The organism is Prosthecodimorpha hirschii (genome assembly GCF_001305515.1).
In the GTDB taxonomy this organism is placed as follows: Bacteria; Pseudomonadota; Alphaproteobacteria; order Rhizobiales; family Ancalomicrobiaceae; genus Prosthecodimorpha; species Prosthecodimorpha hirschii.
Genome location: NZ_LJYW01000001.1, coordinates 2454663 through 2467246 on the forward strand (window position 1 = coordinate 2454663; position 12584 = coordinate 2467246).

The following is a 12584-nucleotide window of genomic DNA, read 5'->3' on the forward strand; positions in this document are numbered from 1 at the left end:
ACATCCGTCGCAGCGCGACGTTCGACATCGCGGTCCGCGCCCGGATCGGCGATCGCAGCCCCGGGGGGATCAGGTCGCGCCGATCTGGGCGATCGCGTCGGCGAGCGCCTTCAGGACCTGAGCCTTGCGCTCCGCGTCGAGGGCCGGGGCAGCACCGCCGTCCGACCCGGTCGCATAGACCACCGTCCCGCCGATCCTGACCTCGACCGACTCCGGCTTGGGCTCTGCCGCCGGAGCCGGCGGGGCAGCCTGGGCCGGCGGAGCAGCCGGGGCCGACGGGGGGACGGCGGGCGCGGCCTCGACGGTCAGGAAGGCGACGCCGATCGACATGGCGGATTGCCACGCCTTGCGGCACGGGAATTCGCTGCCGTCCTCGAAGCGCAGGGAGAACCGCTCGGGAAGCGTCGGCGGCCGGGCGAAGACGAGCAGCGCGCCGCCCTCGGAGAGATTCCGGACGGTGCAATCCATCGTCGAGTGGCGATTGTTGAAGATCACCACCCCGCTCTTCAATACCCGGCGTCGCGGGTATTTCCTGTTCTCCGCCGACATGGCCTTCGCGATCCCGCTGATGTCCCGTCTACGTTCCACGCCAATGGGAGGCGAAACGCGTTGCGCGTCCGTAGCGCAGCATGGTCCAAGGTGACTAACGAAACCTTCCTTGTTCGGGTTTTCGGTGTTTTCCCGAATGATTTCGTTAACCGAGAATGAAATCAGGGCCGTTCGACAGGCGCCGCCGGCTTTTTGCCGGACCTGTCGGCCGGCGCAGGGTCCATCCGTCCTCGGCATGGGCCGCAGCGTGGAGGTGAACGCGACATGTACTACGCCATTCTCTGCTACCATTCCGAACAGGTCGTCTGCAGCTGGAGCCAGGAGGAGGACGACGCGGTCCTCGGCCGGCTGGCCGTGGTGCACGAGCAGCTGGCCCGCGACGGCCGGCTCGGCCCGGTCGTCCGCCTGCTGCCGACCACCTCGGCCACCACGCTGCGCAAGGACAGCGATCCGCCGCTGGTCCTGGACGGCCCCTTCGCCGAAACCAAGGAGCAGCTGCTCGGCTTCTATGTCGTCGACTGCGACGATCTCGACGGCGCCCTCACGGTCGCCCGCGACCTCGCCCGCGCCAATCCGGGCGGCGCCTACGAGATCCGGCCGATCTCGATCTTCAGGCCCGGAGCCGTCGCGCCGTGACCCGCCCGGACCCGGTCGAAAGCGCGCTGACGGCGGCGCGGCCCAAGGCGATCGCCGCCTTGCTGCGGCATTTCCGCGACCTCGATCTCGCCGAGGAGGCCTTCCAGGAGGCCTGCCTGCGCGCGCTCAAGACCTGGCCGGAGAAAGGGGCGCCGCGCGATCCGACCGCCTGGCTGATCTTCGTCGGACGCAATGTCGCCGTCGACGCCCTGCGCCGATCGCGCCGCCTGGCCAGCCTGCCGGACGAGGATCAACTGTCCGATCTCGACGATGCCGAGGCCGCCGTGGTGCGGCAGATCGACGAGGCCGACTATCGCGACGACATCCTGCGCCTGCTGTTCGTCTGCTGCCATCCGGACCTGCCGGCCGAACACCAGGTCGCGCTGGCGCTGCGCGTCGTGTCCGGACTTTCGGTGCGCCAGATCGCCCGCGCCTTCCTGGTCGGCGAGAGCGCCATGGAGCAGCGCATCACGCGCGCCAAGGGGCGCATCGCCCGCTCGGGCGTCGCCTTCGAGGCGCCGAGCGCGATCGAGCGTACGGAGCGGCTGGCCGCCGTCGCGGCGATGCTCTACCTGCTCTACAACGAGGGCTATACGACCGCCGCCGAGCCCGAGGGCCGGGTTCTCGCCGAGGAGGCGATCCGGCTGATCCGTCTCCTGATCCGCCTGTTCCCCTCGGAGCCGGAGATCATGGGCCTCGCCGCCGTCATGATGCTCGGCCATGCCCGCGCGGCGGCGCGCGCCGATGCCGACGGCCGGCCGATCCCGCTCGACGCGCAGGACCGCAGCCGCTGGAACCGCAGCCTGATCGCCGAAGGGCTGGCGCTGCTCGACAAGGCGCTGCGCCATCGCCGCCCCGGCCCCTACCAGATCCAGGCCGCCATCGCGGCCCTGCATGCCCGCGCCCCCTCGGTCGAGGCGACCGACTGGGCCGAGATCGAGCTTCTCTACGGCGCACTCGAACGGTTCGAGCCGTCGCCGGTCGTCCGCCTGAACCGCGCCGTTGCGGTGGCGCGCTGCCGCGGCCCGGCCGCCGCCCTGGAGCTGATCGCCCCGCTGGAAAGCGAACTCGGCGGCTATTTCTACTTCCACGGTACCCGCGGTACCTTCCTGATGGAGCTCGGTCGCAGCGCCGAAGCACAAACCGCCTTCGGCCGTGCCATTGCACTGGCCCGAAACGCCAACGAGGCCGCCCATATCCGTTCGAAGCTCGACCAGCTGATGGCCGAAGCGGCGCATCCGGAAAAATAACCTGCCTCCCCTGTCGGGACCGTCCGCCGGCCGACGTCCTAGTGGTCAAAATCTGACATTTGCGTCCCGCAAATGTCAGATTGAATTGACCACGTCGTCAAAGAGTTAGTGGTTTGGATTCACGAGACGGATGGGTACCATCCGTCTCGATCAAACCACTAGGGGCGCAATCGGATCGGAGACATCGATGAGCCTGTTCGCAGCGGACCTGCCCGACCCCAACGGCTTCGAGCTCAGCGTGACGCGCGAGATCGCCGCGCCGCGCGACCTGATCTTCCGGCTCTGGACCGATCCGGCGCGGATCGAGGAGTGGTGGGGGCCGGGCGGCATGACGGTTCCGGCGGTCGAGATGGACCTGCGGCCCGGCGGCCGCTTCCACGTCGTCTCGCGCCTGCCGGACGGGCAGGAATATCCCTTCGAGGGCGTGTTCCTGGAAGTGACCGCGCCGGAGCGGATCGTGTTCACCGATGCCTTCCGGGCCGGCTGGGTGCCGAAGCCCGATCCGTTCACGGTCTCGATCACGACGCTCGACGATCTGGGCGACGGGCGCACCCGCTACACCGCGCGCGGCCGCCATTGGAGCGCGGCCAGGCGCGACGAGCATGCCGCGATGGGCTTCGACGACGGCTGGGGCCGCAGTGCGGACCGCCTCGCCGCTCTCGCCGAGCGGCTCGCCCGCGGCGCTGCGTGACGCCGAGCCGATCCCGAAATCAGAACCCGGTCCCCAACCGACCGTACCCCATGGAGGAACGACGATGCAGGTTGCCCCCTATCTCTTCTTCGAAGGCCGCTGCGAGGAGGCAATCGCCTATTACGAGGCGAAGCTCGGAGCCGAACGGCTCGATCTGATGCGCTTCCGCGAGGCGCCCGATCCGCCGCCGCCCGGCGTGATGCCGCCCGGCACCGAGGACAGGGTGATGCACGGGCGCATCCGGATCGGATCGACCGACGTGATGGTCTCCGACGGCATGTGCAGCGGCCGCCAGGGCGGCTTCGACGGCTTCTCGCTGACCATCATGGTCGACACGCCCGCGGAGGCCGACCGCCTGTTCGAGGCCCTGGCGGCGGACGGCGAGGTCCGGATGCCGATCGGGCGGACCTTCTTCTCGCCGCGCTTCGGCATGGTCGCCGACAAATTCGGCGTCGGCTGGATCATCATCGCGAACCCATGAGGGAGGGCGTCATGGCAACGAAAACGCTGCTGCTGCTCGGCACCCGGAAGGGCGCCTTCCTGCTCGAATCCGATGCCGAGCGTCGGGATTGGACGGTGCGCGGGCCGTTCTGCGAGATGTGGCCGATCAACCACGTCCTCGGCGATGCCGAGACCGGCACCATCTGGGCGGCCGGCGGCAACGAATGGTTCGGGCCGGCGATCTGGAAATCGTCCGATCTCGGCCGCAGCTGGAGCCATTCGAGCCGCGGCCTCGCCTATCCGGAAGGTTCGACACCGGTGAAATCGGCCTGGAGCCTCGCCGTCGGCCATGGCCGGGTCTATGCCGGCGTCGAGCCGGCCGGGGTCTTCGCCAGCGCCGACGGCGGCGAGAGCTTCGCGGAGGTGAAGGGTCTCAGCGAGCATCCCTCCCGCCCCTATTGGATGCCGGGCGGCGGCGGCCTGATCCTGCATCACGTGCTGTTGCATCCCGACGATCCGGAGCGCTACTGGGTCGCCATCTCGTCGGCGGGCGTGTTCGAGACGCGCGACGGGGGGATCAGCTTCACGCCGCGCAATCGCGGCGTGCGCTGCGACTACATGCCGGAGGACCAGCGCTACCCCGAGACCGGGCAGTGCGTCCATTCGATCGTCATGGCGGCGGGCCGGCCGGACCGGCTCTACCAGCAGAACCATTGCGGCATGTACCGGTCGGACGACGGCGGCGAGAACTGGGTGTCGATCGAACAGGGCCTGCCGTCGAGCTTCGGCTTTCCGGCCGCCGCCCATCCGAGCGATCCGGACCGGGTGTTCCTGATCCCGCTCAACGGCGACATCGCCGGCCGCTTCATGCCCGACGCGCGCGCGGCGGTCTGGCGCAGCGCCGATGCCGGCCGGACCTGGGCCGACGGCCGCACCGGCCTGCCGCAGGAGGGCGCCTATTTCAACGTGTTGCGCCAGGCCATGGCGACCGACCGGCACGACCGGCCCGGTCTCTATTTCGGGACCAATTCGGGATCGCTCTATGCGAGCCTCGACGAGGGCGCAAGCTGGTCGCGGATCGCCGAGAACCTGCCGGTGATCGCCTCGGTCGAGACCATGGTGATCGCGGCATGACGGAGGACGGCCCTCCGATCGGCGAACGGGGCGGCGAACGGGGCGGCGAACCGGCTGGCGGCACCGGCACGGCGCCTCCGGCCCTGGTCCGCCTGTCGCCGCTGCTCGTCACTCTGTTCCCCGGCGCCGCGGCGCTCGTGGCGATCGACGGCGCCGGCACCGTTGCGGACCTCGTCGCGGCGCTCGACGCCCGCCATCCCGGCATGGCGGCGCGCATCTGCGACGAACGGCCGGCGATCCGGCGGCACATGAACGTCTTCGTCGACGGGGCGCGGGCGTCGCTCGCGACCCCGATCCGGCCGGGTGCCGACATCTTCATCCTGACGGCGATCAGCGGTGGCTGACAGCGGTCACTGAGCGGGCGCGACAGCCCGCCGGCGCTCGGCTATAAGAGCTTGGAATCGTGCCGTGCCGGGTCGGGGGAATGACGCTGTTTCGCAACTTCCTCGGCGTCGGCGCGGCCACCATGGTCAGCCGCATCCTCGGCTTCCTGCGCGACACCATGATCGCGGCGGCGCTCGGCACCGGACCGGCGGCGGACGCCTTCTTCGTCGCCTTCCGCCTGCCCAACCTGTTCCGCCGCTTCTTTGCGGAGGGCGCGTTCAACACCGCCTTCATCCCGCTCTACAGCCGCGCGCTGGAGGCCGACGGACCGGAGGCGGCCGGCCGCTTCGCCAGCGAGGCCCTGTCGGCCCTGCTGGTCCTCCTGGCGCTCGTGACCGGGCTCGCCGTCATCTTCGCGCCGGCCCTGGTCTTCCTGCTGGCACCGGGCTTCGCGGCCGATCCGGCCAAGTTCGACCTGGCCGTCCTGATGACGCGCATCTGCTTCCCCTACCTGGCGCTGATCTCGGTCGGCGCCATGCTGTCCGGGGTGCTCAACGCGCATCGTCTGTTTCTGTTCGCCGCCTTCGTGCCGGCGCTGCTCAATCTCGTCCTGATCGCCTTCCTGTTCGCCATCCGCCTCGGCGGCGCCGAGCGCACCCCACTCGCCGGCACGATCCTGTCGATCGGCGTCGCGGTCGCCGGACTGGCGCAGTGCGCCGCGCTGGTCTGGGGCGTGCGCCGCGCCGGCGTCGGCTTCCCGATCGTCCGGCCGCGCCTGACAGCCGCGATCCGCCGCCTCGCCCGGCTCGGCGCGCCCGGCGTCATCGCCGGCGGCATCACCCAGATCAACCTGGTGGTCGGCACCATCATCGCGTCGCTCTCGGCCGGATCGGTCTCCTACCTCTACTATGCGGACCGGGTCTATCAGCTGCCGCTCGGCATCGTCGGGGCCGCCATCGGCGTCGTGCTGCTGCCCGAGATCGCCCGGCAGGTGCGCGCCGACCGCGAGGATCTGGCCCTGGCGGCGCAGAACCGCAGCATCGAATTCGCCGCCGTGCTGACCCTCCCGTCGGCCGTGGCGCTGGCGATCCTGGCCGGGCCGATCGTGGAGGTGCTGTTCGAACGCGGCGCCTTCGGGCCGCAGGACACGATGAGGACCGCCTCCGCGCTCGCCGCCTATGCGTTCGGCCTGCCGGCCTTCGTGCTGGTCAAGGTCTTCGCGCCGGGCTTCTTCGCGCGCGAGGACACCGCGACGCCGATGTGGATCGGCATGGCCACCGTGGCGGTCAACATCGCGCTGGCGCTCGCCCTGTTCCCGGTGGTCGACTTCGTCGCCGTCGCGATCGCCACGTCGATCGCCGGCTGGGTCAATGCGGCGCTGCTCTGGCTGATCACCGTGCGGCGCGGCCATTGGCGGGCCGACTGGGAACTGGAGAGCCGTCTGCCGCGCATCGCCGCCAGCGCGGCCGTGATGGGGATGGTGCTCTATCTGCTGGTCGACCCGGTCGGCGTCTGGACCGGGGCCGAGAACCATCTCCTGGTCAAGGCCGGCGCGCTCGGAAGCCTGATCGCGCTCGGGCTCGGCCTGTTCTTCGGCGTCGCGCAGGCGACCGGGGCCGTCGATCTCGGCCGCATCCTGCGCCAGATGCGCCGCCGCCCCACCTGAATGTCCGAGGGAGCGCGGTTCGGATCGGCGGGACGGATCGGTGCCTCCGTCCCGATCGGACCACGAGACCCGCCGCCGGACCCCTGCGCCGCGGCGGCCTCTTGCTCTTGCGGCCGCAATCGGGCACATGCGAGCCGCCAATCAGGACAACGCCATGACCGACGCCGCGATCAAGCCCTTCAAGCCCCTCGTCTTCTCGGGCGTCCAGCCGACCGGCAATCTGCACCTCGGCAACTATCTCGGCGCGATCGTCAATTTCGTCGCGCTGCAGAAGTCGCATGACTGCATCTATTGCGTCGTCGACATGCACGCGATCACCGCGACCCTGGTGCAGCCGGACCTGCCGGCGCAGATCCGGGAGGTGACCGCCGCCTTCATCGCGGCCGGCATCGATCCCGTGAAGCAGATCGTGTTCAACCAGAGCCGGGTCTCGGCCCATGCCGAACTCGCCTGGGTGTTCAACTGCGTGGCGCGGCTCGGCTGGCTGAACCGCATGACCCAGTTCAAGGACAAGGCCGGCAAGGACCGCGAGAACGCCTCGACGGGTCTCTACGCCTATCCGAACCTGATGGCCGCCGACATCCTGGTCTACAAGGCGACCCATGTCCCGGTCGGCGAGGACCAGAAGCAGCATCTGGAGCTGACGCGCGACATCGCGCAGAAGTTCAACAACGACTTCGGCCCGCGCATCGCCGAGCTCGGCCTCGGCCGCGGCGAGGCCGGCGGCTTCTTCCCCGCGCCGGAACCGCTGATCCAGCCCCAGGCCGCGCGCATCATGAGCCTGCGCGACGGCACCAAGAAGATGTCGAAGTCCGACCCGTCGGAATATAGCCGCCTCAATCTGACCGACGACGCCGACACCATCGCGCAGAAGCTGCGCAAGGCGAAGACCGACGCCGACGCCATCCCGAGCGAGGCCAAGGGCCTCGAAGGCCGCCCGGAGGCCGAGAACCTGGTCGGCATCTTCGCCGGTCTGGCCGGCAAGCCGGTCACCGCCGTGCTGCAGGATTTCGGCGGCAGCCAGTTCTCCGCCTTCAAGCAGGCGCTGACCGATCTGGCCGTCGAGCGGCTGGCCCCGGTCGGCGGCGAGATGAAGCGGCTGGTGGCCGATCCGGGCTATATCGACGGCGTCCTCAGGGCCGGCGCCGAGCGCGCCGCGGCGATCGCGGCGCCGATCATGGACGAGGTCAAGGACATCGTCGGCTTCATCCGCTGAACGGGAGCGACCGACAGCACGAAGCCGGCCGGAGCCCGAAGGCTGCGGCCGGCTTTTTCGTTGCGTCCGGGCGGCGGCGGCCCGCGATAGCCAGCCGAACCGGCCGGCGAGGCCGTCAGGCCGCGAGGCTCGACAGCAGGCTCGATGCGGTCGAATTCGCGCTGTTCGAGGCGGTCGACGCATAGGCGGCGGACGCGATCTCGAACAGCCGGGCGATGGCGTCGGACTGGCTCGACGAGGAGTCCGAATCCGAACCGCTGCCGTCGGCCATGCCGCCGGGAGGCGGGCCGGGCGGGGGACCGGGCGGCGGGCCGCCGGCGCCGCCGGGGCCCTGGCTGGCCAGATCCTTGACGAAGCTCTCCGCCTCGCCGGTGTCGACGCTGCCGCTGCCGTCGGCATCCATCGCCTCGAACAGCTTGGCGACCAGGTCGCCTGACGCGGACTCGATCCCGGACGACTGGGCCGCGGCGGAGAACTCGTCCGCCGACATGGCGCCGTCGCCGTCGGTGTCGGCGCTCGACACGACCGCATCGGCGAAGGCCTCGGGGCCGCCCTGCCCGGCGATCTGGGCCATGATCTGCAGGGACTGCATCCGATCCTGCATCTTGGAATCGAATGTCGACTTCTCGTCCTCGCTGACCGAGCCGTCGCTGTCGGTATCCATGGCGGCGAACATCTTCTCGGCCATGGCATTGGCCTTGGCGTCCTTGCCGCCGCCCGGGCCCGCGGTCTTGAACTCGTCGAGCGAGATGCCGCCGCTCTTGTCGGAATCGAGACTGTCGAAGCTCGGCGGTTCCTTGCCGCCGCGCATCATGGGCGGCGGTGCGAAACCGCCAATGCCGCCGATCGATGTCATGGGTGCCCCCCTTGCGCGATGCCGTAACGGGACGGCGCTCCGATCACGCGCCGGGCGCGTTAACCAAACCTTTCCACTGACCGGGGGCCGGAAGCGGATGTGTAAACGAGTGTTTCGGCGGGCTTCCGAGAAACGAAGGCTTGCAAAATTCATCCGGCCGCGTCGGGCGTCGCCAGCGGCAGGCTGACCACCACCCGCAGTCCCTGCGGGATCAGATCCTCGAAGGCGATTCGCCCGCCGTGATCGGCAATGACCGCCGAGGCGATGGACAGGCCGAGGCCGAACCCCTCGCTGGCGCCGGCCGGACGCGCCTCGTCGCCGCGCACGAAGGGTTCCATCATCCGCTCGCGCTGGGCCTCGGCGATGCCCGGCCCGTCGTCGTCGACGGTCACGCGGGCCTCCCCGGGCGCGAGCGTCATGCCGACTTCGCACCGGTTGCCGTAGCGCAGGGCATTCTCGATCAGGTTCGAGAAGGCCCGCTCCAGGCTGGAGACGTCGGCGACGATCGGGGCGCGTCCGGAGGTCAGTTCGCAGACCACGTCGCCGCCGGTCTCCGCGACGCTGTCGGCGACGGTCTGCACCAGGGCGGCCAGGTCGACGCGCTGCCGTTCCGCCCCGCTATGGCCCGCGCGCAGATAGTTCAGCGCCCCTTCGACCATCGCCGACATGCGGTCGAGATCGCCTTCCAGCGCCCGCTTCAGGGACGGATCCTCGACGAACTCCACCTTCAGGCGGAGCCGGGTGATCGGGGTGCGCAGGTCGTGGCCGACCGCCGCCAGGGTGCGGGCATGCTGGGCGATCAGGTGGGAGACGCGGTCGCGCAGCAGGTTCAGGGCGCGCGCCGCCTTGCGGACTTCGGCCGGACCGCTCTCCGTGATCGGCTCGTGCGGCCGGTCCGGCTCGAAGCGCTCGGTCGCCTCGGCGAGTTCGCGCAATGGCCGCGTCAGCCAGAAGGCGGCCCAGAGCGACAGCAGCACGGTCGCCAGCACGCCGAGCAGCAGGATCGAGACGATCCGGCCCGCATCGGGACCGCGGAACGGCCCGAAATTGCCGAAAGGTGCCGGCGAGGCCGGAAAGGTCGCGCGGACGGCGCGATTTCCGGCGATGGGAATGATGATCCGCCCGGGCTTGCCCTGCGTCGACATCTCCACGATCACGCGTTCGACGCCGAGGTCCCGGCGCAGGAACTCGCCGAGGTCGGGTCCGAAGATCGGGTTCGGGAAGCCGGGCGGCCCCGGCTCGCCGGGGGCGCCGGCGGCGCCGGGGGGCGGTGGCTCCGGCGTCGATGCGCGACGGGCGTCGGCCGGCGGCGGCAGCGGCAGCGCCGCGCTGTCGATCAATTCGAAATCGAAACCCGGAAAGGTCTTGTTGGCCGTGGCGATCACGACCGCGACCGCATCCGGATCGGGCTCGGCGATCAGCAGTCGGATCACCGTCATGAAGCCGCCGATGCGGATGATGGGATTGTCCGTTCCGGCCGGCCGCGCGCCGAAGCGATAGCCGGCCAATCCACCGACCAGGGCGGTCGCCAGCACCGCGACGGCCATCAGCACGCCGACCTGACCGGCGATGCCGCGCGGCAGGAGGCGGACGACCCGCTTCATTCCACCTGCACTTCGGCCGTGAACAGATAGCCGTTGCCGCGGATGGTCCGGATCAGTTGCGGATCGCGCGGATCGACCTCGATCTTCTGGCGCAGACGGCTGATCAGCACGTCGACGCTGCGATCGAACGGACCGGCGGCCCGGCCGCGCGTCAGATCGAGCAGCGCGTCGCGCGACAGGATGCGGCCGGAATTGTCGCTGAGCACGGCGAGCAGATCGGATTCCGCACCGGTCAGCGGCACCCGGGTGCCCGACGGCGAACTGAGATTTGCCGACAGCGGCTCGAATCGCCAGCCGGCGAACTGGCGCGACCGTCGATCCGAGCGGTAGCCGGGGCCGAGATCGGGCCGGCGCCGCAGGACGGCGCGGATGCGCGCCAGAAGCTCGCGCGGCGAGAAGGGTTTGCCGAGATAGTCGTCGGCGCCCATTTCGAGGCCGAGCACCCGGTCGATCTCCTCGGTCCGGGCCGTGAGCATGATGATCGGCAGCGGCGTGCTGTTGCGCAGACGGCGGCAGATCGAAAAGCCGTCCTCGCCGGGAAGGTTAACGTCCAGCACCAAAAGGTCGATCCGCGCCTCCTGGAGAATCCGGTCCATCTCGCGGGCGGCCGGCGCCGTCGTCACCCTCAGACCGTTGGCCTTCAGGTAGCGCGCCACCAGCGTGCGGATCTCCTGATCGTCCTCGACGATCAATATGTGGGGTGTGGATTCCATGAAGCCGTTATGCCGCTGCGACACGCGGCGCGAAAGAGCCGACATGTAACCCAATGTAACATGTCGGCACCCATCCCCCATTCCGGCACGCCGGGCGCCTTGCCGCTGACCGGTAACCCGTGCCAGCATCCCCCCATGCTGACACGTCGCCCTCACGAAGCCGGACACAAGCGCAAGTTTCTCGTCGTCGTCGACGACACCCCGGAATGCGACCGGGCGCTGATCTATGCGGCCCGCCGCGCGGAGCGCACCAACGGCGCGCTGGTCATGCTCTTCGTCATCGACGACCAGGATTTCCGCGGCTTCATCGGCGTCGAGCAGATGATGCGGGCGGAAGCGCGCGAGGCCGCCGACCTGACCCTCGCCAAGGTGGCGGACCGGATCCGCACGGTCGCCAGGATCGAGCCGGAGATGGTGGTCCGCGAGGGCGTGCGCGCCGCCGAGGTGGTCGGCCTGATCGAGAAGGACGAGGACATCGCCATCCTGGTGCTCGCCGCCGGGACCGGCAGCGACGGTCCCGGACCGCTGGTCACGGCCCTGACCGGCCGGCTCGGCAGCTTCCCGGTCCCGATCACGATCGTTCCGGGCACGCTGTCGGACGAAGAGATCGCCGCGATCGCCTGACGGCCCGCCGCGATCGCCGGACCGGCGCTGCGCAATGCAGTTCCGCTGCTCACGGGCATTCGGCCCGCGCAGGGGGGATTCCGGGCGCATTCGGACGCGTGACGGGCCGACGGGCCGGCCGTTGCCGGGGAAGCACGGCGGACCTATCCATCCGCCGGCCGTCAGCCTCCCTGCATCCGGCTCTTGATGTCCGGCGCCGAATCCTTACTTTCCGTTCCAAGCTCCGGGCCTTGAACCCGAGAGGAGGCGCACATGTTCATCCAGACCGAGACCACGCCCAACCCGGCGACCCTGAAGTTCATCCCCGGCCGCACCGTGCTGCCGGAGGGCACCAAGGACTTCCGCTCGGCGGACGATGCCGGCGCCTCGCCGCTGGCCGAGAAGCTGTTCTCGATTGCCGGCATTTCGGGCGTGTTCTTCGGCTCGGATTTCATCACCGTGACCAAGTCCGGCGCCGAATGGCCGCATCTGAAGCCGGCCATCCTGGGCGTGATCATGGAGCATTTCATGTCCGGCGCGCCGGTCATGGCGGTCGGCAGCGATCCGACCGAGATCGCGCCCGGCGAGGAATTCTTCGATCCGTCCGACGCCCAGACGGTGGCGACCATCAAGGAGCTGCTCGACAGCCGGGTCCGCCCCGCGGTCGCCAATGACGGCGGCGACATCACCTTCAAGGGTTTCCGCGACGGGATCGTCTATTTGAACATGAAGGGCGCCTGCGCCGGCTGCCCGTCTTCCACGGCCACGCTGCGCCACGGCATCCAGAATCTGCTGCGGCATTTCGTTCCGGACGTACAGGAAGTGCGCGCCGCCTGACCGGATTTCTCAGAAGCGTAAGGCACTCTTCAGGAAGACCGATCATGATGGATCGGCACCTGAC

14 protein-coding genes are annotated in these 12584 nt (G+C 69.7%); 10 read left to right on the plus strand and 4 right to left on the minus strand.

Annotated features, from left to right (window positions below; genetic code table 11):
* Window positions 1-69 precede the first annotated feature (69 nt).
* The gene (locus ABB55_RS28875; protein WP_160321209.1) at window positions 70-786 is read right to left on the minus strand and encodes a PilZ domain-containing protein; all 717 of its coding nucleotides are present in this window, start codon (window positions 784-786) and stop codon (window positions 70-72) included.
* A 27-nt stretch (window positions 787-813) separates the two neighbouring features.
* Between ABB55_RS28875 and ABB55_RS29665 the strand changes: the two genes are divergently transcribed.
* The 8 genes from ABB55_RS29665 to trpS all read left to right on the plus strand — a co-directional run bounded on the left by ABB55_RS29665 (window position 814) and on the right by trpS (window position 7907).
* Complete coding sequence (locus tag ABB55_RS29665; protein ID WP_054358809.1) at window positions 814-1185, plus strand: YciI family protein; 372 nt, start codon at window positions 814-816, stop codon at window positions 1183-1185.
* On the plus strand, window positions 1182-2435 hold the full coding sequence (locus tag ABB55_RS10755; RefSeq protein WP_054358810.1) for an RNA polymerase sigma factor: 1254 nt from the start codon (window positions 1182-1184) through the stop codon (window positions 2433-2435). The genes ABB55_RS29665 and ABB55_RS10755 overlap by 4 nt, the downstream gene beginning before the upstream one ends.
* 187 nt (window positions 2436-2622) lie before the next feature.
* The gene (locus ABB55_RS10760) at window positions 2623-3126 is read left to right on the plus strand and encodes an SRPBCC family protein (RefSeq protein ID WP_054358811.1); all 504 of its coding nucleotides are present in this window, start codon (window positions 2623-2625) and stop codon (window positions 3124-3126) included.
* A gap of 64 nt (window positions 3127-3190) precedes the next feature.
* Window positions 3191-3607, plus strand: a complete 417-nt coding sequence (locus ABB55_RS10765; RefSeq protein WP_054358812.1) for a VOC family protein — start codon at window positions 3191-3193, stop codon at window positions 3605-3607.
* Window positions 3608-3618: 11 nt separating this feature from the next.
* A complete protein-coding gene (locus tag ABB55_RS10770; protein ID WP_054358813.1) occupies window positions 3619-4701 on the plus strand; it encodes a WD40/YVTN/BNR-like repeat-containing protein in 1083 nt (360 codons plus the stop codon).
* Window positions 4698-5045, plus strand: a complete 348-nt coding sequence (locus tag ABB55_RS10775) for a MoaD/ThiS family protein (RefSeq protein ID WP_083463526.1) — start codon at window positions 4698-4700, stop codon at window positions 5043-5045. Before ABB55_RS10770 ends, ABB55_RS10775 begins: the two co-directional genes overlap by 4 nt.
* Before the next feature lie 80 nt (window positions 5046-5125).
* Window positions 5126-6691 carry a murein biosynthesis integral membrane protein MurJ gene (gene murJ, locus ABB55_RS10780; RefSeq protein WP_054358814.1) on the plus strand — a complete coding sequence of 522 codons (1566 nt, stop codon included), beginning with the start codon at window positions 5126-5128 and terminating at the stop codon, window positions 6689-6691.
* Between the two features lie 154 nt (window positions 6692-6845).
* Window positions 6846-7907, plus strand: a complete 1062-nt coding sequence (gene trpS, locus ABB55_RS10785; RefSeq protein ID WP_054358815.1) for a tryptophan--tRNA ligase — start codon at window positions 6846-6848, stop codon at window positions 7905-7907.
* Between the two features lie 115 nt (window positions 7908-8022).
* Here trpS and ABB55_RS10790 read toward each other — a convergent pair whose 3' ends face one another.
* From ABB55_RS10790 to ABB55_RS10800, 3 genes are all read right to left on the minus strand, one after another.
* Window positions 8023-8763 (minus strand): EF-hand domain-containing protein, encoded by a 741-nt coding sequence (locus ABB55_RS10790; protein WP_160321210.1) that lies wholly within the window; start codon window positions 8761-8763, stop codon window positions 8023-8025.
* Between the two features lie 149 nt (window positions 8764-8912).
* On the minus strand, window positions 8913-10367 hold the full coding sequence (locus ABB55_RS10795; RefSeq protein WP_054358817.1) for an ATP-binding protein: 1455 nt from the start codon (window positions 10365-10367) through the stop codon (window positions 8913-8915).
* On the minus strand, window positions 10364-11080 hold the full coding sequence (locus ABB55_RS10800; RefSeq protein ID WP_054361975.1) for a response regulator: 717 nt from the start codon (window positions 11078-11080) through the stop codon (window positions 10364-10366). Before ABB55_RS10800 ends, ABB55_RS10795 begins: the two co-directional genes overlap by 4 nt.
* A gap of 135 nt (window positions 11081-11215) precedes the next feature.
* Here ABB55_RS10800 and ABB55_RS10805 point away from each other — a divergent pair, with 135 nt between their 5' ends.
* Both ABB55_RS10805 and ABB55_RS10810 read left to right on the plus strand, forming a co-directional pair.
* Window positions 11216-11704, plus strand: a complete 489-nt coding sequence (locus ABB55_RS10805) for a universal stress protein (protein WP_054358818.1) — start codon at window positions 11216-11218, stop codon at window positions 11702-11704.
* Between the two features lie 252 nt (window positions 11705-11956).
* Window positions 11957-12520 (plus strand): NifU family protein, encoded by a 564-nt coding sequence (locus ABB55_RS10810; protein WP_054358819.1) that lies wholly within the window; start codon window positions 11957-11959, stop codon window positions 12518-12520.
* The last annotated feature ends 64 nt before the right edge of the window (window positions 12521-12584 follow it).

Coding starts and splice junctions, on each gene's coding strand:
- ABB55_RS29665 (WP_054358809.1), top strand. CDS start 814: ATGTACTACGCCATTCTCTGCTACCATTCCGAACAGGTCGTCTGCAGC.
- ABB55_RS10805 (WP_054358818.1), top strand. CDS start 11,216: ATGCTGACACGTCGCCCTCACGAAGCCGGACACAAGCGCAAGTTTCTC.
- ABB55_RS10775 (WP_083463526.1), top strand. CDS start 4,698: ATGACGGAGGACGGCCCTCCGATCGGCGAACGGGGCGGCGAACGGGGC.
- ABB55_RS10800 (WP_054361975.1), bottom strand. CDS start 11,080: ATGGAATCCACACCCCACATATTGATCGTCGAGGACGATCAGGAGATC.
- ABB55_RS10760 (WP_054358811.1), top strand. CDS start 2,623: ATGAGCCTGTTCGCAGCGGACCTGCCCGACCCCAACGGCTTCGAGCTC.
- murJ (WP_054358814.1), top strand. CDS start 5,126: ATGACGCTGTTTCGCAACTTCCTCGGCGTCGGCGCGGCCACCATGGTC.
- trpS (WP_054358815.1), top strand. CDS start 6,846: ATGACCGACGCCGCGATCAAGCCCTTCAAGCCCCTCGTCTTCTCGGGC.
- ABB55_RS28875 (WP_160321209.1), bottom strand. CDS start 786: ATGCCGAGGACGGATGGACCCTGCGCCGGCCGACAGGTCCGGCAAAAA.
- ABB55_RS10790 (WP_160321210.1), bottom strand. CDS start 8,763: ATGACATCGATCGGCGGCATTGGCGGTTTCGCACCGCCGCCCATGATG.
- ABB55_RS10770 (WP_054358813.1), top strand. CDS start 3,619: ATGGCAACGAAAACGCTGCTGCTGCTCGGCACCCGGAAGGGCGCCTTC.
- ABB55_RS10765 (WP_054358812.1), top strand. CDS start 3,191: ATGCAGGTTGCCCCCTATCTCTTCTTCGAAGGCCGCTGCGAGGAGGCA.
- ABB55_RS10795 (WP_054358817.1), bottom strand. CDS start 10,367: ATGAAGCGGGTCGTCCGCCTCCTGCCGCGCGGCATCGCCGGTCAGGTC.
- ABB55_RS10810 (WP_054358819.1), top strand. CDS start 11,957: ATGTTCATCCAGACCGAGACCACGCCCAACCCGGCGACCCTGAAGTTC.